The organism is Paenibacillus sp. NN59, assembly GCF_057597225.1.
The window spans coordinates 5012488-5034398 of sequence record NZ_CP199678.1 but is presented as its reverse complement, the minus strand read 5'-3'; the positions used below and the strand labels follow the sequence as shown (position 1 = coordinate 5034398).

Here is a 21911-nt window from a genome sequence, read left to right as displayed (position 1 = left end):
AAAAAAGAATGTGCTCTGCCAGTGTGGCAGAGCACATTCTTTTTCGTTGTTTATATGCTTATATCCATGTAAGATGGCAAGATTGCAGCCGAACCTAGAACCTAGATTTTCAGAACGCCACCGTTGCTTGCATTGGTTACAAGTTTGGAGTAGCGAGCCAACAAGCCGGTTTTGACTTTTGGTTCAAAACCTTTCCAGTTCGCACGACGAGCTTCGAATTCCTCTTCGCTAATTTGCAACTCAATCGTACGGTTGTTCAGGTCGAGTTCAATGATATCTCCTTCTTCAACAAAGGCAATTGGGCCGCCTTCCGCTGCTTCTGGAGAGATATGGCCGATACTGATTCCGCGGGATGCGCCGGAGAATCGTCCATCCGTGATCAGACCGACTTTGGCACCTAGTCCCATACCTACGATCTGGGAAGTTGGCGCAAGCATTTCAGGCATACCTGGTCCGCCTTTTGGTCCTTCATAACGAATAACCACGACATGTCCTTCTTTAACTTTCCCGTTAGCGATTCCTTCAAGTGCTTCTTCCTGAGAGTCGAAACAGATCGCAGGGCCTTTGTGGTATCCACCAACCGAAGCATCAACCGCACCAACTTTGATGATTGCACCCTGTGGTGCAAGGTTTCCGAACAATACAGCCAGTCCGCCTTTTTCGGAGTGCGGGTTATCAAGCTTGTGGATTACGTTTGTATCTTTGATTTCCTGGCCTTCCACGTTTTCACGGATGGTTTTACCTGTAACCGTAATACAGTCCGCGTGGATTGCGCCCGGTTTCTTGAGCAATTCATTCAGAACCGCACTTACGCCGCCTGCATTGTGAACATCTTCGATGTGCAGGTCAGAAGCTGGTGCAAGTTTCGCCAGATGCGGAACGCGGTTAGCAACTTCATTAATACGTTCGATCGGATATTCAATGCCAGCTTCGTGAGCCAGAGCCAGTGTATGCAGTACAGTATTGGTAGAACCGCCCATCGCCATATCCAGAGCAAACGCATTGTCGATGGCTTCTACAGTTACGATATCGCGTGGTTTCAGATCCAGTTTGATCAGTTCCATCAATTGTTTCGCCGATTGTTTAACAAACTCACGACGTTCTGGAGCAACAGCCAGAATGGTTCCGTTACCCGGCATAGCCAGTCCCATCGCTTCTGCAAGACAGTTCATGGAGTTCGCGGTGAACATACCGGAGCATGATCCGCAAGTTGGACAACCGAACTGCTCAAGCTCAAGCAAGCTCTTGTCGTCGATTTTACCCGCCTGGAAAGCACCTACGCCTTCGAATACGGAAGTGAGGGAAAGAGCTTTACCGTTGCTGTCACGGCCTGCTTTCATCGGTCCACCGCTTACGAATACGGTAGGGATGTTGCAGCGGAGTGCGCCCATCATCATACCTGGTGTAATTTTGTCACAGTTCGGGATACAAACCATGCCGTCGAACCAGTGAGCAGATACAACCGTTTCTACGGAATCCGCAATGATGTCACGGCTTGGCAAGGAGTAACGCATACCGATGTGTCCCATCGCAATCCCGTCATCAACCCCGATGGTGTTGAATTCAAACGGAACGCCGCCGGCTTCACGAATGGCATCTTTAACAATTTTACCAAACTCCTGCAAGTGAACATGACCAGGTACGATATCGATGTACGAGTTACATACCGCAATAAACGGCTTGCCGAAATCCTCTTCTTTTACGCCCGCTGCACGGAGCAAACTGCGGTGTGGTGCGCGGTCAAACCCCTTTTTGATCATATCGGAACGCATTTTATTGGCTGACATGGTGTATTCCCCCCAAATATATAATATTGAGCAACATGAATGGAAAAATAAATGGCAGTACATCTGTCGTTTAATTTCATCCGTACTCTAAAAAATAACCCGTGGGCTGGTGTCTGGCTCCCCGTAGTTTGTGAATTTCTTTGCTGCTTTAAACCCGTGAACACCCGGTTTTTCTATAGAGTCTATCACAACCATCGTCATATTTCTACAATCAATAGACATATAGAAAAGAAGCCACATTCCATTAACATGGAGTTTGGCTTCTGAATTAAGTTAAAGCGAGGTTCGCTTTGAATGGTATACGTCTTTTATAAGCTCTCAGTTAACTACTTCCGCCTTTGCGACCGATTTCGCGATAAAATTCCTTGCTATGGTTTTCGGAAGTCGCTTCGCCGCCCTTACGTCCGATTTCCTTGTAAAAATCTGCATCATGAGCGTCCGAAGTCGCTTCGCCACCTTTTTTACCAATCGTCTGGTAGAAGCTCCGATCATGGTTTCTTGATGTAGCTTTCCCGCCTAACCTTCCGGCTTCTTCTCTGCTCATCTTGCGTTCTGATGTCTGCCCTTGTGCCATTACAAATCACTCCTTACCATGATAAGTTGTTTTTTGCATCGTGTATGCTGAATTACCACGGTTTTTCCAGCATGAAACAACTTAAATGGAAACGGTTGGATAATAGGAGTGAGTTAAATCTCAAGCAGAACGTTTGAAAAAACCATGTCGATGAATTGAAATCCGGGAGATGTCCGGCTCAATGAGTACTTTAAAGGTATGCCGTACAAGAGGGTGAGCCAGAGTAACCGAGAAGAGCACAGCAATACCAAGGATAACCGGGATGAAGAGTGCGCTACCCATATAACTGTAGATCCCTGACCAGATTGCAAGCCGTACAAGAAATCCGTGTAAAAGGAAGACGTACAAAGTACGACGCCCCAGGTCTGTCAGTTTGGAGGTCAAGTTCGGAACCCAGGCAAGGAAAAGCGTAGCGGAGATGATCTCCAGCAGGTACACGCCAAGCCGGAAAATCCCGGCATACCACTCCTGATGCCCCAGTTCTGCATAAGTTTTGCTTCCAAACAGCCATCCTTGCGGAATGTTTAAACCGCCATATGCAATATAGACCAGCAGAGCAACAGATAGGATTCCGGCTACTCTACGGCCCCAGCCTGGGAGCAGGCGTGCACGGATGGCTGAACCATAGTCATATCCAATTACGAAGAATGGAAGAAATACAAAGGTGCGGCTGCAACTGAGCCAAAAACCGTCGACAGGCAAGTAACCGGCAATGACTCCCAGTGCGATTGAAGCAATCAACCGATATACAGGTTTCCAAGAGATAGTGAGACGGACAAGTAACCTCCAGCAGAAATGGCTGGCAAGGAACCATAGCAACAGGTACGGTGCAAAGAAGGATAAGCGCATATGTGGTGTATGAAACACGGTCGCATCCATCAATGCATATAACGTTTGGAACAGAAGATATTGTAGTGCAATCTGTTTCAGCACGTTGCGCCCCGAGGCACCCTGGATAGAAGGTTTGGCAAAATATCCGGTCACCCAAACGAACAGTGGCATATGAAACGTATAAATCCACAGAAACAATGCCTCTGCTCCGGCAAAGCGAGTAATGAGTGGTTCCAGTGCATTTCCCGCAAGTACGCACACAATTAACATAAAGCGAAGATTGTAAAAGAAAGATTCCTGATCATGTTGAATCAGTATCTGTTTTCTCATGATGTAGCCCCCTCGAAAACTTCATTAAAAGTTTATCTGCATTCGTTATATACATCTGTACTAAGGTTAATATGGATTCACTTTAATGATTGTGATTTAATTCACATTAGTAAACGTTATCTTTTCTCAAAGATGTGACAACAAAAAGAATGCTTCGGGATTGACAACGGTTGCATACGGGATGACAATGGTAGAAGAAGATGAGGTAGTCAATATTAAGGAGGAAGGCAATATGTCAACGAGTCCCTTTCAAAGCCCTGATATTATTACATTCGGGGAGAGTATGGGGTTGCTGACGGCCAGAGATACGAGAGGGCTTGAATATGCAGCTACACTGGACAAGACGTTCGGAGGTGCCGAAAGCAATCTGGCCATTGGCGTAGCACGCCTTGGACATACCAGCGGCTGGTTTGGACGGCTCGGTAACGATCCGATCGGTAACATGATTCTGAAAGCCATTCGCGGCGAAGGTGTAGATGTATCCCGGGCCAAATTAAGTGATCATGAACCTACAGGTCTGATGATTCGTGAGAACGCTTCCGGGAAAGCCTCGGTGCATTATTATAGGAAGTTATCCGCGGCGAGTGCGATGACACCGGATGATCTTGATCCGGAATATATTGCCGGGGCCAAGATTTTGCATGTCACAGGTATTACTGCAGCCATCAGCGATTCAGGACTTTCCACGGTTGAAGCCGCCATACATATTGCCAAGCAGGCGGGGGTGAAAGTGAGCTTCGATCCAAATCTGCGCCTCAAGCTATGGTCAGCAGAGAAGGCTCGCCCTGTGTTGCTGCGTTTGGCAGAACAGGCTGACTACTTTTTACCAGGTTTGGATGAGATGAAACTGTTATATAACGAAGAAAGCGATGAGAAGGTGCTTGAACGCTTAGCTGCCATGGATGCCGTGTGCATTGTTAAGGGTGGGCCTGATTTGACCTACGTACTTGCGGATGGTACCCTAACGGAAGTTCCGTACTTTAAAGCAGATCAAGTTCTTGATACTGTCGGAGCTGGAGACGGATTCTGTGCAGGTTTTTTAGCTGGTCTGTTAAAGGGATACACTCCGCAGGAAGCGACCCGACTTGGTAATTTGAACGGATCAATGGTTATTCAGGCCGTCGGGGATTGGGAAGCACTCCCGACATGGGCACAGGTCGAGGCCAAGTTGAATAATGTTGCTCACGTTGAGCGTTAAGTCGCGTTAAAATCAGGATGACTCATCTTCGTTCTTTAAAAATGTAAAGTTTGTATACACAACCACCACATGAACAAGGGAGAGAATGAAATGAAGAAGCTTCAACTGTTGCAAAAGATGACGGACAATGGTGTGGTGGCGGTTCTGCGCGCAGATTCAGCTGACCAGGTCATTGCTATGGCCGAGCAGGCAATCGCGGGTGGGATCAAGGTTATCGAAATTACGATGACCGTTCCGGGTGCGCTCAAAGCGATCGAAAAATTAAGCCGTGTGTATCATTGGAATACGCAAGATCCGGAGAAATTCGCGATTATTGGCGCAGGAACTGTGCTTGAGGCGCAAACGGCGAGAGCTGCGATTATGTCAGGTGCCGAGTTTGTCGTAGGACCATCTCTTAACCCTGAGACCGTTCAGATGTGTAATTTGTATCGTGTGCCGATCTTGCCGGGTGTCATGACCATTGCTGACGTGCAGCGTGCACTGGAGCTTGGCGTGGATATTATCAAGCTGTTCCCTGGCAACCTGTATGATCCATCCATTATCAAAACGATGAAAGGCCCTATGCCACAGGCGAACTTCATGCCAACAGGCGGTGTATCTTTGTCCAATCTTGGTGAGTGGATCAAAGGTGGAGCAGTAGCTGTCGGGATCGGCTCTGACCTGACGTCGGAAGCTGTGAAGACGGGAGATTTGAGTCATGTCCGCCGCAAAGCGGAACAATATATGGAAGCTTATCGCAAAGCCAAGGCTGAATAATGTTTCAAGATGGAAGGGAGCCTGCGACAAGCGGGCTCCCGCTTCCATAAGCCGCGGTAATTTGCGGAAGTGTAGAAAGGTGAATGATGTTGAGAAATCGTTATAATACGGGGCGCAAGAAGAGGGGCATTGGCAAGTTTTTGCTCGTACTTTTGGCGCTCATTGTTATTGGTTGCGGATATGTTGCATGGAAGTTGCTCACGCCTTATGGCCCACAGGAAGCAGCGCAGGCTGCGATGGAAACATCCGGCGGGGTTACCGTCAGTGAGCAGGAGAATTGGATCGATTTTAAGCCGGATAAACCTAAAGCAAACGGAAAAAGTATACTTTTCTATCCTGGCGGATTAGTTAAACCAGAAAGTTATGCTCCTCTTGCTCATGAGCTCGCTGCAGCTGGTCATCATACCATTATTGCTAAGATGCCGGTAAATTTGGCTGTAATCAAACCCGATCTGGCCGATGATATTTTGGCAGCATACCCTGAAGAGCAGTTCGTCATGGGTGGTCACTCGTTAGGTGGCTCCATGGCTGCACGATATGTAGTGGCACATCCGGATGCCCTTCACGGCATTTTTTTCCTGGCGTCCTATCCGGATGAAAAAGGAAGTGTGCAGAAGCTGGATATTCCGGCCTTATCCATTCTCGGCACGAATGATGGAGTTGTGAATATGACCAAGTATCAGGCTGGACGCATGTATTTGCCACCAGATACCGTGTATTACACCGTTGAAGGAGGGAACCACGCTCAGTTTGGTGACTATGGTCATCAGAAGGGTGACGGTGAGCCATCAATTAGTGAAGAGGATCAGTTGAAGCAGACGGTCAAAACGTTGTTATCTTGGTTAGATACCATCAAGTAGTCTATTTTTCAGCGGAGGTGAGGGTGAGTGGCTTTGCTACAGGTGCAGGGAGAGAAGATCCCCTGCAGGGCAATTCTGTTTGACAAAGATGGCACCTTGCTGGATTTTCTTCAATTATGGGGTCCTTGGGCCGAGAGTATGCTCGTGCAAATGCAAGCATGGATGCGAGAACGTGATGCCTCTTTTACCGTGGAACTCGAACATGTGCTGGGTACGGTTCACGATTCGGAAGGTCATCTCAGCGGCTACGATGTGCAAGGGCCGCTTGCCATTGCAACTGTAGATGAATGTAACGGCTGGCTGGCAGGTCAGCTCTATGCTACGGGTACGCCATGGAACGAAGCTATTACAACGATACGCCAGTTTTCAAGTATAGCGATGAAGTCTGTAAGAGAGCGGAAATCCGCTGAACCCATGCCTGGATTACTGGATTTACTACAACGTTGTAAGGAAGCAGGCATTCAGCTTGCAGTGGTGACTTCCGACAGTACATTAGCGGCTGAGACACATCTGGACTGGATGGGCATCCGTTCCTTTTTCAGTTCGATTGTAGGCTGTGACCGGGTAACGCGCGGCAAACCCGATGGTGAATCATTCCTGCTGGCTTGCCGGGAATTAGCGGTTGAGCCTCATGAGGCTGTAGTCATTGGAGACAGCAACGGTGATATGCAAATGGGCCGCCATGCAGGAGCAACATATACTTTGGGGTACTGTCTTCCATCGGACCAGAGTGCGCATTTGCATGATGCGGACGCCGTCATTCGTCATTATGATGAGTTAGGTATTGTGTTATAGATCCTGCGCTATGTTCGTATGTATAAGGAAATCAAAGGAGGAGAGAGGATGAACGCAACAGAGCAACTGGCTGCCTGGATTCAGGAAAGTTCACGCATTGTTTTTTTCGGAGGAGCCGGAACTTCAACGGAAAGCGGGATTCCCGACTTTCGCTCGGCTGCGGGACTGTACCAGACGGAGCAGCACTCCCCTTATCCTCCAGAGGAACTGTTAAGCCGACATTTTTTTGATCAGCACGCTGATATTTTTTATGACTTTTACCGGGGGAAAATGCTTCATCCCGATGCGGAACCGAATGGTTGTCATCGTTTACTTGCCAGGCTGGAGCAGAAAGGTAAACTTCACGCTGTCATTACGCAAAACATCGATGGTTTGCATCAAAAGGCAGGCAGCAGTCATGTGCTGGAGCTTCATGGTTCGGTTCATCGCAATGCTTGCATGGATTGCAAGCAGTTCTATTCGCTGCATGACATTATGCAATCGAAAGAGGTTGTACCTCGTTGCTCGTCATGCGGAGGTGTGGTCAAGCCAGATGTAGTTTTGTACGAAGAAGAACTGGATCAGGCAACGTTGTATCATGCCATCGACGCCCTGTCTTCAGCAGATTTATTGCTTGTAGGTGGGACTTCGTTGACGGTATATCCAGCAGCTCAATTAATTACGTATTTTCAGGGAAAACACACCGTTCTGCTCAATGCCACACCAACCGCTTACGATCATCGGGCAGACTTGTTGATTACAGAGCCGATTGGCGAGGTAATGAAGGGTGTAGACCAGCTTATTGGTTAACTTAAGGTTGTTAGTGAATCAGCTTATTGGGTAACCAAGGTTGTGAAGTAACTTATGCCTTATAAAAATGGACTGAATTACTGCATCCTCCGGCTAAGGCTTGGATACAGGATGCGCGAACCTGTGGAAAGAAGGGATTCATGATGGTCTATGTAGCTGCTGAAACACGCTATGAAACGATGAAATATAACCGCGTGGGACGTTCCGGCCTCAAGTTGCCAGCGATTTCACTTGGACTGTGGCATAATTTTGGTGGAATTAACAGTGTAGAGAATGGACGCAACATGATTACACGTGCATTTGATCTCGGCATTACACATTTTGATCTGGCTAACAATTATGGCCCACCTGCAGGTTCAGCAGAGCAACTGTTTGGTCAGGTGTTGGCTCAGGATCTGAAACCATACCGGGATGAACTGATTATCTCCACCAAAGCCGGATATTATATGTGGCCAGGACCTTATGGTGAGTGGGGTTCTCGCAAATACTTGATATCCAGCCTGAATCAGAGCCTTACACGAATGGGACTGGATTATGTGGATATATTTTATTCACACCGTTATGATCCAGATACGCCGCTGGAAGAAACAATGATGGCACTTGATCATATGGTTCGTTCCGGCAAGGCACTTTATGTTGGTATCTCCAATTATCCTGCAGAGCAAACGAGACAGGCGGCAGAGATCTTGAAAAGCTTAGGTACGCCATTGCTGATTCATCAACCAAGGTATTCCATGCTGGATCGCTGGATTGAAGATGGACTTCAGGATGTGCTGGACGAATACGGAGCAGGCAGTATTGCGTTCTGTCCATTGGAGCAAGGTGTGCTTACGAACAAATATTTGAATGGCATTCCAGAAGATTCCCGTGCCAAAGGTCCTTCTGTATTTTTAAATGAAAATAATATCTCTCCCGAAACACTTCGTAAGGTACGTGCTCTGAATCAGATTGCGGCATCCCGTGGTCAGAGTCTTGCCCAGTTTGCACTGGCATGGGTACTGCGCAATGGAAGAGTCACGTCTGCGCTAATTGGCGCAAGCCGTCCGTCTCAGATTGAAGAGAACGTAGCTGCGCTTAGTCAGCTGGAGTTTTCCACGGAGGAACTGGAGCGGATTGAATCCATTTTGAGACCAGAGTCTACGAATAAAAACAAAGATTAGAACCTGTCCCATATTAGGGTAGTGTTCAGAAATAAATCATACACAAAAAGTGCATCTTAGCCATAAAGGCAAGATGCACTTTTTTTATTTTGAGCGTGATGGACGCGCAAGCAGTTTCTCCCGATAGAGAGTGGGGGCTTCGCCGTGGAAACGTTTGAATTGACGGGAAAAATACAGAGCGTCAGGCATACCAACAGAAGCAGATACCTGTTCAATGGACAAGTCCGGCCGTTCCCGAAGCAATTGACGTGACTTGTCGATCCGCAGTTTCAACAAATAGGTTACAGGGGTGAGTCCGGTTTCCTGTTTGAAAATACGCGAGAGATATGCACGATTATATCCGAGACTCTCCGACATTTGTTCAATGGATACAGGGTAAGCGTACTGCGTGGACATATATTGAATCATCTGTTTTACCGTCCGCCGGATGGAGGATTCTCCTGATGTTAATGTCTGTCCCTCGGTGAGATGGGTCTGGGCCTCGGCTAAAATCATGTACAGTGTACCGAGTGATGTATAATGGGCGCTTTCTTTTCGCTCGGCAAAAGCGTCCTGCATGACCGACAACCAGTTGGATATGTCACAGGCTGTACCAGCATGAAAAACCGATTTCTCGGGCCTAAACCCGGCCTGTTCGACGTGCCCGGCAGCTTCACTGCCTGTAAAGGCAATCCAGCGGTATTGCCACGGCTTGCGGTTATGGGACTGGTAGCTTACCAGTTGTCCCGGATGGATCAAAAAACAATCACCTGCGGCGAGATCGTAGGTGTGCAGCTCCGTACGGAACGTGCCGGCTCCTCTTTCTACATAATGCAAAAGATAATAATCATATAGCTTCGGTCCAAGTGCATGTCCAGGGAGAGTCTGGCTTGCACCAGCAAACAGGACATGAAGTGCCCCTCGGTTATCATAGGTGGGATTGGAGGCAACCGAATAACTAAGTGCTCCGCTTTTGCTTACGGCTGTTTCCTGTGAGGGCCTGGAGCTAGACGAACTGGATGAACCTGTTGTGTTATGGGATGTTTCTGCCGGATTTGTTTTGTAATCTTTCATGTGAAATCCTTCTTTCCGTTGATTAGAGCTTCAGTCGTTAGATTCATTATATGATTAAAGGTCACATTTATCCATATGAATCACACATGGTTTCATTTTAACAGAGATCACTTCCTTGTATAATAACATTAAGAAAACCACAACAAAGAGGCGAGGTGCATCAGCTTTGAATGTAACTGATTTGCAACAAAAGTTTATTGAGAGGTACGGAGAAAGTGGAGCGGACATCCGTGTATTCCATGCCCCTGGGCGTGTGAATCTGATTGGTGAACATATCGACTACAACGGTGGTTATGTGCTCCCGGCCGCGCTTGAGTTTGGCACAACCTTGCTCATTCGTGAACGTACGGATAACGCATTACAGCTGGCTTCTACCAATATGGCTTACGAGGGGACTCTGGACAGAGCCTCCATTGGTCAGGAGAAAACGGGGGAGTGGACGGACTACCCGGTAGGCGTCATGGTACAGCTGCAAGGCAAAGGTGTGCAAGTGACGAGAGGGTATGATTTCCTCTACCACGGTGAAATACCAAATGGCGCAGGACTTTCCTCATCAGCATCTCTGGAGGTTCTCACCGGGTATGCGATTCAATCCATGGAAGGGGTACTCGGCATTGACACCGTGGAACTTGCGCTTTTGTCCCAGAAAGCAGAGAATGAGTTTGTTGGTGTCAACTGCGGCATCATGGATCAGTTTGCTGTAGCCAACGGGGCGAAGGATCATGCGATTCTGCTGATGTGTGATACGCTGGAGTACGAGAAGGTTCCTTTCCGTACAGGTGCTTACAAACTGATTATCGGTAACACAAACAAACGCCGTGGTTTAGTTGATTCGGCTTACAATGAGCGGCGCTCTCAATGCGAGCAGGCACTTGCCATTTTGAAGGAACAGCTGCCTGCACTGAATTACCTGGCTCAATTAAAGCCAGAGCAGTTTGACACTTTACAGGATCAGCTCAAGGATGAGAAAGTCAGACAGCGTGCCCAGCACGTTGTAGAAGAAAATGCACGAGTACTTGCATCCGTAGAAGCGCTGCAGAACAATGACTTGCAGACGTTTGGACAGTTGATGAATGCTTCACATGAATCGTTGCGTGATTTGTATGAAGTTAGCTGCAACGAGCTGGATGTCATGGTTGAGGAAGCGCAGCGGATTCCAGGAACACTGGGTGCACGTATGACGGGTGCAGGTTTTGGTGGATGTACGGTGTCTCTGGTACATGAGAATGATGTGGAACGTTTTGTGAGTGAAGTGGGTGCAGCATATGAAGCACGCACCGGTCTCAAAGGTGATTTCTATGTATGTGGTGTAGGCGAAGGTGTTAACGAACTCAAGGAGGCGAAGTAAAATGGCAATTTTGGTGACAGGTGGAGCAGGATATATTGGATCTCATACGGTGGCGGCATTGCTCGAACGTGGCGAAGAAGTCGTTGTACTGGATAACTTGCAAACAGGACATCGCGAGGCATTGCTTGGCGGTAAGTTGTATGAAGGTGATTTGCGTGACAAGGAAATCTTGACGAAACTGTTCGCGGAAAATTCAATTGATGCTGTCATTCACTTTGCGGCGAACTCGCTCGTCGGCGAGAGCATGAAAGAACCGGCTAAATACTACGATAATAACGTATTCGGCACACTTTGCCTGCTTGAAGCAATGAATGCAGCGAATGTACGTCGCATCGTCTTCTCATCTACAGCAGCAACTTATGGTGAGCCTGAGAAAGTGCCGATCGAAGAGAGCGACCGTACGGAGCCTACGAATGTATATGGTGAAACCAAATTGATGATGGAGCGCATGATGTCCTGGTTCGACAAAGTGCAGGATATCAAATACGTTTCCCTGCGTTACTTCAATGCAGCCGGTGCACACGAAAGTGGCAAAATCGGTGAAGATCACCAGCCGGAAAGTCACTTGATTCCGCTTGTATTGCAAACGGCACTGAAACAACGTTCGCATATCGCTGTATTCGGAGATGACTATGCAACAGAGGATGGCACATGTGTCCGCGACTATATCCACGTTAGTGATCTGGCTGATGCGCATCTGCGTGCAGTGGATTACTTGCGCAAAGGGGAGAACAGCAACGTGTTCAACCTGGGTAACGGCACTGGATTCTCGGTAAAACAAGTGATCGAAACCGCTAAAAAAGTAACAGGCCTGGATATTCCGGTTGTTCAGGAACCACGTCGTGCAGGTGACCCGGCTGTGCTGGTGGCATCTTCTGCGAAAGCAAGATCCGTTCTGGGTTGGAACCCAAAATGGACAAATCTCGAAGATGTCATTCAAAGCGCATGGAACTGGCATCAATCACGCCCTGAAGGCTACGGAAAAAACTAGGAGGCGAACATCTTATGTCACAGACTCAACCTGGAGCAGAGGCCACAGAGCGTACACCCGAGCAGCAGGAAGCACTGCATGCCATTGAGCGTCTGGTCGAATTTGCCTTACAGAAAAAATTGATCGAGGAAGCGGACTATGATTACAGTCGCAACCTGCTGATGGAACAGTTCGGATTCTCGGAGCCTTATGCCGGTGAATTGCATGCTACAGTTCCTGATAGTCCACAGACCATGCTGGACACTCTCATTGACTATGGATATACGATTGGACTCATTCCTGAAAATAGCGATACCTTCCGTGACCTGCTGGATGCGAAAATTATGGGTCATCTGATGGCGCGCCCTTCAGAAGTTGTGCGTGCTTTCCGTGATAAGGAGAAAACGGAAGGTATCGAGGCGGCAACATCGCAATTTTATGACTTATCCATTAACTCGAACTACATCCGAATGGATCGCGTATCCAAGAACGTCTATTGGACGCAGGATACCGCTTATGGCGAGATGGAGATCACGATCAACCTTTCGAAGCCGGAGAAGAGTCCAAAGGAAATCGCTATGGCGAAATTGCTTCCACCTCCGGTATATCCGAAATGTCAGCTGTGTCGTGAAAATGTAGGTTATGCTGGTCGGGTGAATCACCCGGCTCGCCAGAATCTGCGTGTCATTCCGCTACAGCTTAACAATGAGCCGTGGTTGTTCCAATACTCGCCGTACGTGTACTACAACGAGCACTGCATTATTTTCCATCATGATCATGTGCCGATGAAACTGACGAAGGATACCTTGCGCAGACTGCTTGCCTTTGTTCAGGAATATCCGCATTACTTTATCGGGTCTAACGCCGATCTTCCAATCGTGGGCGGTTCCATTCTGACCCATGACCACTTCCAGGGTGGACGTCATACGTTTGCCATTCAAAACGCACAGCCAGAGGCGGTCTTCCGTCATGCGGATGCACCAGGGCTGACACTTAGCCTTGTCAAATGGCCGATGTCCGTGATGCGTCTGCATTCACATGATCCTGCGGAATTGCTAGAAGCGGGTAACGCGGTCTATGAAGCGTGGAAAGTCTACAGTGACTCCGCAGTAGCGATCGAAGCTTTTAGTGAGATCGATGGGGAAAAGGTACCTCACAATACGGTAACTCCGATTGTTCGCCGTAGTGCGGATGGCGGTTTTGAGATGGATCTCGTGTTGCGTAACAACCGTACAAATGACGAGCATCCGGAAGGGATTTTCCATCCACACCGTGAAATGCACCATTTGAAAAAAGAGAATATCGGCTTGATCGAAGTCATGGGACTGGCTATTTTGCCGGGACGCCTGAAGCAAGAGCTGGATGGCATTGCCGACATCTTGGCGGGTGATACACAGCTTGCAGAAGCTGCCCAGGCAGCGGATCACGAGCTGAACAAACATGTACCGTGGACAGAAGAGTTGAAGCAGGAGCATGGCTCCAGCTTGACGAAGGAAGAAGCGGTTACACTTGTACAACAGCAGGTAGGTTTGAAATTCTCCAAAATTCTGGAACATGCAGGTGTGTACAAACATGATGAAGCTGGACGTCAAGCATTCCGTCGCTTCGTAAGTAGCATGGGCTATACAGAGTAGGAAGACCATTTGGCATCCGTTCAATTGTGAACGGGTGCTTTTTGGCATGGTTCGAGATGTATAATAGAGTAAGGAACGAAAGAAGAACAGTTAGAATGACCCACACTACATAAGGAAAAGGGGACGATTTATTTGAAAAAGCAGCCGCTTAATCTTCCATTTATTTCAGATGCCAAGGAACTTAAAAGCATGGTTGGAGAATCCAGCGAACGTGTGCGCAATAAAGTAATCCCGTTTGTGGATTCGCATGTTCAAAATTTTATCACGAAGTCACCCTTGTTCTTCTTGTCCACTTCGGATCAGGATGGAAAATGTGATGTATCACCGCGTGGGGATGAACCCGGCTTTGTCCGTGTATTTGATTCTTATAGACTGGTGTACCCGGAACGTCCAGGAAATCGCCGAATCGATTCCTTGTTGAACATCTTGTCAGATCCGGGCGTGGGCATGTTGTTTGTGATTCCGGGATTAAATGAAGTGTTGCGTATCAATGGAACAGCTCGGATCACAAAGGATGAAGAATTCATCGCAAGCATGAACTGGAGTGGTAAAACGATTGGAGCAGCCGTCATTGTTGAAGTCGAGGAATGTTTCATCCATTGTCCGCGGGCTTTCAATCAGGCAGGGTTATGGGACGCTGCAACATGGGCGAAATCCGAAGAGTTGCCATCCGTGAATGAACTTCTTCAAGCACATCTGAAGATCAACGGATTGAACTAAAGTGAGCGGCTATCGATTTGTTTTTCTATAAAAGGGGTACTATAATTGAGGTTGCACTAAAAACTAAACTCCATTGGAGGCGATTATAGATCATGAGATCTTTTCAATTTTATAACCCGACTCGTCTAATCTTCGGTAAAGGCCAGCTCGAAGCGCTGAAAACCGAGGTGCCGAAATACGGCAAACGGGTTCTGCTTGTATATGGCGGTGGAAGCATCAAACGCAGCGGACTGTATGAGCAAGTGCTCGGTTTGCTCAAGGAAATCGGAGCAGAAGTAACGGAGCTCGCAGGTGTGGAGCCGAATCCGCGTCTATCCACTGTACATAAGGGCGTGGACTTGTGTAAAACTAACGGTATTGAGCTCATTCTGGCTGTTGGTGGCGGTAGTGTGCTTGATTGCGCCAAAGCGATTGCCGTTGGAGCCAAATATGATGGAGACATGTGGGACTTTGCACAGCGTAAAGCTGTTGCACAAGACGCGCTTCCACTCGGCACAGTGCTTACCATGGCGGCTACTGGTTCAGAGATGAACTCCGGTTCCGTAATCACAAACCAAGAAACACAAGAGAAACTCGGATGGGGCAGTGCGCATTCATTCCCTGCATTCTCCATTCTTGATCCCGTAAATACATACACGGTACCGAAGGATCAAACGGTATACGGTATGGTGGACATGATGTCTCACGTATTGGAGCATTATTTCCATCTGGATCCGAACACGCCTGTTCAACTCGGCTTCTGCGAGACGATTCTGCGTACAGTAATGGAAGCAGCTCCTCGTTTGGTGGATGACCTGGAGAACTATGAACTTCGTGAGACGATTCTGTATTGCGGAACAATGGCACTTAATGGCGTGTTGAACATGGGACTTGCAGGAGACTGGGCAACGCACAATATTGAACATGCGGTATCTGCGGTCTACGACATCCCGCATGGTGGTGGACTTGCAATTCTGTTCCCACACTGGATGAGACATAACCTTGATGTGAAGGTAGATCGTTTCAAACGTCTTGCGATCAACGTGTTTGACGTGAACCCTGAAGGTAAATCCGACAGACAGATTGCCGAGGAAGGTATTGATGCACTCAGCAAGTTCTGGACATCCATTGGTGCACCAAACCGTCTGGCCGACTATGATATTGATGACAGTCAGATTGAGGTTATGGCGGATAAAGCGATGCTGTTTGGGCCGTTCGGTAACTTTAAAAAGTTGCAACGTGAAGATGTGGTATCCATCTACAAAGCTTCGCTGTAAGTGAATTAAGAAGCTTGGCATGTAAGCTTAATATCCATTGGAATACTGATAATAAACGCAAGTCTCCTGTTGGAGGCTTGCGTTTTTTCATGTCTGGACTACTGTGAATCACTTCTATGATTCCACACCGTGAATTGGCATGGAAGAGAAAAATGGAGCATTCCTGAATATTATGATGCTAATACCCATTAGCGGCTTCTCAATACAACTCAGGGAAGATTTTGAAACATTTTGCCTGGATGTACGTATTTATTTACATGTGGAATGCACAGTTGGGAGAAATTGCAGCGGAGAGGAGGAAGAGGGGATGGAAGCAATCTATTGGGGGTGTCTCATCGGAGGTGCCGTTTTTGCCATCGTGAGTCTGGTGCTAGGTGACTTGATTGACGGTTTGCTGGATGGTGCTTTCGAAATGCCTGGTGTTGATTTTTTTAAACCTGTTGTACTGGCGGGATCCATCACTGCTTTTGGTGGAGCAGGCATACTACTGACGCGGTACAGCTCTCTTAGTGTGATGTCGAATCTGATCTTATCCCTGCTGATCGGTATTGCTGCAGCCATGCTGGTATTTTTCGCATATATCAAGCCGATGCGTAACAGTGACGTTTCAATTGCTTTCTCCATGAAGGAGTTAGCGGGCAAAATTGGTGAAATCACGATTCCGATACCGGCAAACGGATTTGGTGAAGTCATGATTCGTTTTGCATCTGGTAACACCATTCAGACAGCGTCCAGCTTCGAACAGCTACCCATTGCGGCGGGGGCACGAGTGGTTGTCATTGATGTGGTGGACGGAGTATTGCGCGTATCCGAGTGGGAAGAAGATGTACTTAAGGATGTCTAGGTCAGTGAAATTTCCTAATAATGCGGGGGAACTGACGGTAGCAGAATGATTTTTAATACTTACGAGACAAGGGGAGAGATGTGAATGGGTAATCTGGATTGGGATGTGTTGTTAATTCCTGTTGTGGTTGTTGGTGTAATTTTGATTCTGGGTTTAGCTTTCTGGGCGAGATACAAAACGGTCGGTCCCGACGAAGCGATGATTGTAACCGGTTCATTCTTGGGTAGCAAAAATATTTCGGAAGATGAGTCAGGACGTAAAATCAAAATCGTGCGCGGCGGCGGTGCGTTCATCCTGCCTGTGTTCCAGCAATCTGAATTTATTTCGTTGCTTTCACACAAGCTCGATGTCTCCACGCCTGAAGTATACACGGAACAGGGTGTTCCTGTTATTGCTGACGGGGTGGCGATCATCAAGGTCGGAAGCGCTGTAGAAGACGTTGCAACGGCTGCTGAGCAATTTATCGGCAAACCGGTTGACGCGCTGAGGGGAGAAGCCCAGGAAGTGCTGGAGGGGCATTTACGGGCCATTCTCGGTACGATGACGGTGGAAGAGGTATATCGGAACAGAGATCGTTTTGCTCAAGAGGTTCAAGGCGTGGCCGCACGGGATCTGAAAAAGATGGGGCTGCAGATCGTTTCCTTTACCATTAAGGATGTCCGTGATAAACAAGGGTACTTGGATGCACTCGGTAAACCAAGAATCGCAGCTGTGAAACGTGATGCTGAAATTGCCGAAGCGGAAGCGATGCGGGATGCACGGATTCAGAAGGCAAATGCCGAAGAACAAGGGCAGAAGGCTGAGTTGCTGCGTGATACCAACATTGCTGAGGCAGCCAAAGAGAAAGAATTGAAGGTCGCGGCCTTTAAACGTGATCAGGATACAGCCAAGGCGGAAGCGGATCAGGCGTATCATATCCATGAAGCACGCGCAAGACAAACGGTTGTAGAAGAGCAGATGAAAGTAGAACTCGTACGTAAAGAACGTGAGATTGACTTGCAGGAAAAAGAGATTACGGTGCGTGAGAAACAATACGATGCGGAAGTGAAGAAAAAAGCGGAAGCAGATCGTTATGCTGTTGAGCAGGCTGCGGAAGCGGACAAAGCAAAACGGATGCGTGAAGCTGATGCAGTGCAGTACTCCATCGAAACCCAAGCCAAAGCAACAGCTGAGCAGAAACGACTTGAAGGTCAGGCCATTGCGGATGCAGAGCGTGCAAAAGGTACAGCCGATGCAGAAGTTATTCGTCTGCGTGGTCTTGCCGAAGCGGAAGCCAAAGAAAAATTGGCTGAGGCGTTCCAGAAGTTTGGCGAAGCTGCGGTACTCGATATCATTGTCAAAATGTTGCCTGAACTGGCTGGTAAAATCGCTGAGCCAATCTCCTCGATTGACAAGTTGACGGTAGTAGATACAGGTAAGGGCGAGGGTGCTGCACGTGTCAGCAACTACGTCACGGAACTGATGGCTACTGCACCTGAGATGTTGAAAAGTGTGTCAGGCATCGACGTGGAACAACTGATCAAAGGATTGACCAAATCGAAAACAGCTACACCAGTGGCTGTGCAATCGAGTGAATCAGTAAAACAGACGTCACCTATTATCGAGAGCATTGTAGAGCGTAGCGATAGTAAAGAGTAAGAAATGGCAGCTTAATTACATGGCTGGTCTATTGACCTTATGGCGAATTTTTGTTACTTTTTAAGCGAGACGTCCGGCGCGGTTTGCCCGCTCCGGATGTTTTTTTTGATTTGGTTTGAAGATGTGTCAGACACATCCAAGATGGTGTGAAAAAAAGAGGTGCAAAAATGAGCAGCCTGCATGTAGATAAAGCACTAAATAATAATGTAATTATTGCACAGCATCCTGAACACGGCGAAGTTGTGGTCATCGGCAAGGGCATCGGCTTTAACCGGAAGCCGAGTGATGACATCCCACTGACGGCTGTGGAGAAGATGTTTATTTTGAAAAACCAACAGGAGCAGGAGCAGTACAAGCAACTTCTTCCGCAGGTGGATGAAGCTTTGATCGAGATAATTAACGAAGTCATTACGTATATCGCAGAGCGTACGGACGTTCCGCTTAATGAACATATTCATATTGCGTTAACAGATCATATCTCTTTTGCGCTGAAACGCAAAGAGCAGGGTATTATCATTCAAAATCCTTTTTTATATGAGACAAGAGAAATTTACCCTGATGAATATCGGATGGGCGAATATGCGGTTCGTTTAATTAAGGAAAAGATGGATGTAGATCTCGGTCAAGATGAGATTGGTTTTGTGGCTCTGCATATCTATAGCGCGATGACGAACCAGAACATATCCCAAGTACGAGAGCATTCTCAATTAATTACGGATCTGGTGAACCTGGTTGCAGACCAGCTCGACTATTCCTTCGAAACGCAGTCTTTGGATTATTCCCGTCTGTTAACTCACCTTAGGTTTGCCCTGGAACGTGTGCGCCGCGGAGATAAGGTGGAGGAACTGCACAAGCTGGATTCCTTGCTCAAATTAGAGTACCCCGAAATGTACTCGCTTGCATGGAAGCTCACTAAAGTGATGGAAAAGCGCTTAAAGCTACCTGTATATCCGGCAGAAGTTGGTTATTTAACCATTCATCTGCAACGGCTGAATCAACGGAAAGAAGAAGAGAATAAGTGAAATCATGTCAGAAATTTTAGCAAAATTACGTTTTTTTCTGTAAAGGCTTGCAATGCGTTCGAAGTGGTGCTACAATGGTGACCGTAATCAAGCAACTGAATAAACATAAGCGACGTGTTACTGACTCGATCAGGCATGAGTTAATTAGAGTGTGATTGTTCTACCTTTTTAAGGGTATGCTATACCCCAAGGTAGGCGCAGTTCACTTTTATTAGTTCATGCCTTTTTTGTGTTCCATTGCTTGCATCACGACATACAGACTTAGACGAAAGGAAGAATACGACGCGATGTTTAAAAAGCTTTTTGGTGTATTGCAAAGAGTAGGTAAAGCTCTCATGTTGCCTGTAGCGATCTTGCCAGCCGCAGGTTTGCTGCTCGGAATTGGTAACATGCTGGTGAATCCGGATTTCCTGCAATATGTGACTGCGCTCGATACCCCGTGGGTTAACTCGATTGCAACTATAATGATGAACGCAGGTCAGATCGTATTTGATAATCTGGCATTGCTGTTTGCTGTCGGGGTAGCTGTTGGACTCGCTGGCGGTGAAGGTGTAGCAGGACTTGCAGCCATCATCGGTTACCTGGTGATGAATGTAACTCTGGGTTCTGCAGTAGGTGTTACGCCTGCCATGATTGGCAAAGTACCTGGTTATGCAAGTATCTTGGGTATTCCTACACTAAGCACAGGGGTTTTTGGAGGTATCATTATTGGTATCGCTGCAGCGCTGTGTTACAATCGGTTCTTCAAAATTGAACTGCCGTCTTACCTTGGATTCTTTGCGGGTAAACGATTTGTTCCTATTGTCACTTCAGTAGTTTCCCTGTTGTTAGGGTTACTGCTCGTGGTCATCTGGCCACCAATCCAGAACGGACTAAATGCCATTTCTCACTTCATGGTAGATACCAGCCCGACTTTGTCGGCCTTTATCTTCGGTGTTGTAGAACGGTCACTGATTCCGTTTGGTCTGCATCACATTTTCTACTCCCCATTCTGGTTTGAGTTCGGTGAATATGTGAACAAAGCCGGCGATGTTATTCGCGGGGACCAAAAGATTTTCTTCAGCCAGTTGCGCGATGGCGTTGAATTGACTGCGGGAACGTTCCAAGTTGGTAAATTCCCGTTCATGATGTTCGGTTTGCCAGCAGCGGCACTTGCGATGTACCATGAAGCAAGACCAGAGCATAAAAAATATGTTGCAGGGATCATGGGTTCAGCTGCGCTGACATCATTCCTGACAGGGATCACAGAACCACTCGAGTTCTCATTCCTGTTCGTAGCACCGATTTTGTTTGCAGTACACTGTATCTTTGCAGGTTTGTCTTTCATGACGATGCAATTGCTCGATGTCAAGATCGGGATGACCTTCTCAGGCGGTTTCATTGACTTCCTGATCTTTGGTATCATTCCAAACCGCACACCATGGTGGGATGTTATTATCGTCGGTTTGATCCTTGCCGTGATCTATTACTTCGGATTCCGATTGATCATTCGCAAGTTCAATCTCAAAACACCTGGACGTGAAGAGGCATCTGCGGAAACGGTATCCGGCGGTTCTTCAGGCTCCACGGACGATCTGCCTCACAATATCCTCGAAGCCTTTGGCGGGAAGGAAAACATTAAACATCTGGATGCATGTATTACTCGTTTGCGGATTGAAGTGAATGAGAAATCCAATGTACAAAAAGATCGTTTGAAACAATTGGGTGCATCTGGTGTGCTTGAAGTGGGTAATAATGTTCAAGCCATCTTCGGAACACGTTCCGATACGATCAAGTCCCAAATGCAAGATATCATTGCAGGGCGTACACCTGCACCAACTCCAGTTGCTGAAGTTAAACCAACTCCTGAAGAGGAGAAAGCACAAGGAGAACAAGGTGAACGCATTGTCACAGAGGATATCGTGATGCCAGTCAATGGTGAGCTGATGGATATTACCAATGTACCTGATCCAGTCTTTGCTGAGAAAATGACAGGTGACGGGTTCGCCATTTTGCCACATGACGGAACGATTACATCCCCTGTGTATGGTAAAGTATTTAATGTATTTCCAAGCAAACATGCCGTGGGCATCATGTCCGACGGCGGTAAGGAAGTGCTTGTACACATAGGTGTTAATACGGTGAAACTGAAAGGCCAAGGTTTCAACGTACTGGTTCAGGAAGGTGACCTGGTATCCGCAGGACAACCGATTATGGAAGTGGATCTGGAGTATGTCAAAGCGAACGCTCCTTCGATCATTTCTCCGGTGATATTCACCAACCTGCCAGAAGGTTCTACCGTCACTTTGAAGAAGAGTGGCGTGCTCAAAGTTGGCGATCAGCCGATCATTGAGATAAAATAAGAAC

The 21911-nt window shown here is 47.5% G+C and carries 18 protein-coding genes and 1 pseudogene; 15 read left to right on the top strand and 4 right to left on the bottom strand.

Going from position 1 to position 21911, the window contains the following annotated elements:
* Window positions 1-101 precede the first annotated feature (101 nt).
* From ilvD to ACT89M_RS21915, 3 genes and pseudogenes are all read right to left on the bottom strand, one after another.
* The gene (gene ilvD, locus ACT89M_RS21925; RefSeq protein WP_154887542.1) at window positions 102-1787 is read right to left on the bottom strand and encodes a dihydroxy-acid dehydratase; all 1686 of its coding nucleotides are present in this window, start codon (window positions 1785-1787) and stop codon (window positions 102-104) included.
* Window positions 1788-2112: 325 nt separating this feature from the next.
* Window positions 2113-2361 (bottom strand): annotated as a pseudogene (locus ACT89M_RS21920) (KGG domain-containing protein); the annotation flags it as partial.
* Window positions 2362-2481: 120 nt separating this feature from the next.
* On the bottom strand, window positions 2482-3522 hold the full coding sequence (locus ACT89M_RS21915; protein ID WP_308723460.1) for an acyltransferase family protein: 1041 nt from the start codon (window positions 3520-3522) through the stop codon (window positions 2482-2484).
* A gap of 232 nt (window positions 3523-3754) precedes the next feature.
* On the opposite strand from ACT89M_RS21915, the gene ACT89M_RS21910 reads away from it, so the two are divergent.
* The 6 genes from ACT89M_RS21910 (at window position 3755) to mgrA (ending at window position 9080) form a co-directional block, all read left to right on the top strand.
* Window positions 3755-4720, top strand: a complete 966-nt coding sequence (locus ACT89M_RS21910; RefSeq protein WP_154887546.1) for a sugar kinase — start codon at window positions 3755-3757, stop codon at window positions 4718-4720.
* Between the two features lie 90 nt (window positions 4721-4810).
* Window positions 4811-5476: a bifunctional 2-keto-4-hydroxyglutarate aldolase/2-keto-3-deoxy-6-phosphogluconate aldolase gene (locus tag ACT89M_RS21905; RefSeq protein ID WP_090915508.1), complete on the top strand. Its 666-nt coding sequence runs from the start codon at window positions 4811-4813 to the stop codon at window positions 5474-5476.
* 83 nt (window positions 5477-5559) lie between these two features.
* Window positions 5560-6336 (top strand): alpha/beta hydrolase, encoded by a 777-nt coding sequence (locus ACT89M_RS21900; RefSeq protein ID WP_261764473.1) that lies wholly within the window; start codon window positions 5560-5562, stop codon window positions 6334-6336.
* A gap of 27 nt (window positions 6337-6363) precedes the next feature.
* Entirely contained in the window at window positions 6364-7131 is a 768-nt protein-coding gene (locus tag ACT89M_RS21895) for an HAD family hydrolase (protein WP_154887548.1), read from the top strand.
* Between the two features lie 48 nt (window positions 7132-7179).
* Window positions 7180-7920, top strand: a complete 741-nt coding sequence (locus ACT89M_RS21890; protein WP_154887550.1) for an NAD-dependent protein deacylase — start codon at window positions 7180-7182, stop codon at window positions 7918-7920.
* A gap of 143 nt (window positions 7921-8063) precedes the next feature.
* A complete protein-coding gene (mgrA, locus tag ACT89M_RS21885) occupies window positions 8064-9080 on the top strand; it encodes an L-glyceraldehyde 3-phosphate reductase (RefSeq protein WP_154888539.1) in 1017 nt (338 codons plus the stop codon).
* A gap of 84 nt (window positions 9081-9164) precedes the next feature.
* Here mgrA and ACT89M_RS21880 read toward each other — a convergent pair whose 3' ends face one another.
* Complete coding sequence (locus ACT89M_RS21880) at window positions 9165-10133, bottom strand: AraC family transcriptional regulator (RefSeq protein ID WP_308723461.1); 969 nt, start codon at window positions 10131-10133, stop codon at window positions 9165-9167.
* A 166-nt stretch (window positions 10134-10299) separates the two neighbouring features.
* Between ACT89M_RS21880 and ACT89M_RS21875 the strand changes: the two genes are divergently transcribed.
* The 9 genes from ACT89M_RS21875 (at window position 10300) to ptsG (ending at window position 21907) form a co-directional block, all read left to right on the top strand.
* Window positions 10300-11481: a galactokinase gene (locus ACT89M_RS21875; protein WP_154887554.1), complete on the top strand. Its 1182-nt coding sequence runs from the start codon at window positions 10300-10302 to the stop codon at window positions 11479-11481.
* Window position 11482: 1 nt separating this feature from the next.
* Window positions 11483-12472 carry a UDP-glucose 4-epimerase GalE gene (galE, locus tag ACT89M_RS21870; protein WP_090915498.1) on the top strand — a complete coding sequence of 330 codons (990 nt, stop codon included), beginning with the start codon at window positions 11483-11485 and terminating at the stop codon, window positions 12470-12472.
* 14 nt (window positions 12473-12486) lie between these two features.
* Entirely contained in the window at window positions 12487-14085 is a 1599-nt protein-coding gene (locus tag ACT89M_RS21865; protein WP_154957988.1) for a UDP-glucose--hexose-1-phosphate uridylyltransferase, read from the top strand.
* A gap of 189 nt (window positions 14086-14274) precedes the next feature.
* Window positions 14275-14805 carry an MSMEG_1061 family FMN-dependent PPOX-type flavoprotein gene (locus ACT89M_RS21860; RefSeq protein WP_154888541.1) on the top strand — a complete coding sequence of 177 codons (531 nt, stop codon included), beginning with the start codon at window positions 14275-14277 and terminating at the stop codon, window positions 14803-14805.
* Window positions 14806-14897: 92 nt separating this feature from the next.
* On the top strand, window positions 14898-16061 hold the full coding sequence (locus tag ACT89M_RS21855) for an iron-containing alcohol dehydrogenase (RefSeq protein WP_154887559.1): 1164 nt from the start codon (window positions 14898-14900) through the stop codon (window positions 16059-16061).
* 307 nt (window positions 16062-16368) lie between these two features.
* Window positions 16369-16905: an NfeD family membrane protein gene (locus ACT89M_RS21850; RefSeq protein WP_145332645.1), complete on the top strand. Its 537-nt coding sequence runs from the start codon at window positions 16369-16371 to the stop codon at window positions 16903-16905.
* An 84-nt stretch (window positions 16906-16989) separates the two neighbouring features.
* Window positions 16990-18543 carry a flotillin lipid rafts scaffold protein FloT gene (gene floT / locus ACT89M_RS21845; RefSeq protein ID WP_090915488.1) on the top strand — a complete coding sequence of 518 codons (1554 nt, stop codon included), beginning with the start codon at window positions 16990-16992 and terminating at the stop codon, window positions 18541-18543.
* Between the two features lie 167 nt (window positions 18544-18710).
* Entirely contained in the window at window positions 18711-19565 is an 855-nt protein-coding gene (gene glcT, locus ACT89M_RS21840) for a glucose PTS transporter transcription antiterminator GlcT (RefSeq protein ID WP_154887561.1), read from the top strand.
* Window positions 19566-19852: 287 nt separating this feature from the next.
* Entirely contained in the window at window positions 19853-21907 is a 2055-nt protein-coding gene (gene ptsG / locus ACT89M_RS21835; RefSeq protein WP_154887563.1) for a glucose-specific PTS transporter subunit IIBC, read from the top strand.
* Window positions 21908-21911: the final 4 nt, after the last annotated feature.

Bases quoted from the DNA above. Each gene is read 5' to 3' on its own strand.
- ACT89M_RS21905 (WP_090915508.1), top strand. From the start codon at position 4,811: ATGAAGAAGCTTCAACTGTTGCAAAAGATGACGGACAATGGTGTGGTG.
- ACT89M_RS21860 (WP_154888541.1), top strand. From the start codon at position 14,275: ATGGTTGGAGAATCCAGCGAACGTGTGCGCAATAAAGTAATCCCGTTT.
- ACT89M_RS21900 (WP_261764473.1), top strand. From the start codon at position 5,560: ATGATGTTGAGAAATCGTTATAATACGGGGCGCAAGAAGAGGGGCATT.
- ACT89M_RS21890 (WP_154887550.1), top strand. From the start codon at position 7,180: ATGAACGCAACAGAGCAACTGGCTGCCTGGATTCAGGAAAGTTCACGC.
- ACT89M_RS21915 (WP_308723460.1), bottom strand. From the start codon at position 3,522: ATGAGAAAACAGATACTGATTCAACATGATCAGGAATCTTTCTTTTAC.
- ACT89M_RS21880 (WP_308723461.1), bottom strand. From the start codon at position 10,133: ATGAAAGATTACAAAACAAATCCGGCAGAAACATCCCATAACACAACA.
- ilvD (WP_154887542.1), bottom strand. From the start codon at position 1,787: ATGTCAGCCAATAAAATGCGTTCCGATATGATCAAAAAGGGGTTTGAC.
- ACT89M_RS21850 (WP_145332645.1), top strand. From the start codon at position 16,369: ATGGAAGCAATCTATTGGGGGTGTCTCATCGGAGGTGCCGTTTTTGCC.
- ACT89M_RS21865 (WP_154957988.1), top strand. From the start codon at position 12,487: ATGTCACAGACTCAACCTGGAGCAGAGGCCACAGAGCGTACACCCGAG.
- mgrA (WP_154888539.1), top strand. From the start codon at position 8,064: ATGGTCTATGTAGCTGCTGAAACACGCTATGAAACGATGAAATATAAC.
- ACT89M_RS21855 (WP_154887559.1), top strand. From the start codon at position 14,898: ATGAGATCTTTTCAATTTTATAACCCGACTCGTCTAATCTTCGGTAAA.
- floT (WP_090915488.1), top strand. From the start codon at position 16,990: ATGGGTAATCTGGATTGGGATGTGTTGTTAATTCCTGTTGTGGTTGTT.
- ACT89M_RS21910 (WP_154887546.1), top strand. From the start codon at position 3,755: ATGTCAACGAGTCCCTTTCAAAGCCCTGATATTATTACATTCGGGGAG.
- galE (WP_090915498.1), top strand. From the start codon at position 11,483: ATGGCAATTTTGGTGACAGGTGGAGCAGGATATATTGGATCTCATACG.
- ptsG (WP_154887563.1), top strand. From the start codon at position 19,853: ATGTTTAAAAAGCTTTTTGGTGTATTGCAAAGAGTAGGTAAAGCTCTC.
- glcT (WP_154887561.1), top strand. From the start codon at position 18,711: ATGAGCAGCCTGCATGTAGATAAAGCACTAAATAATAATGTAATTATT.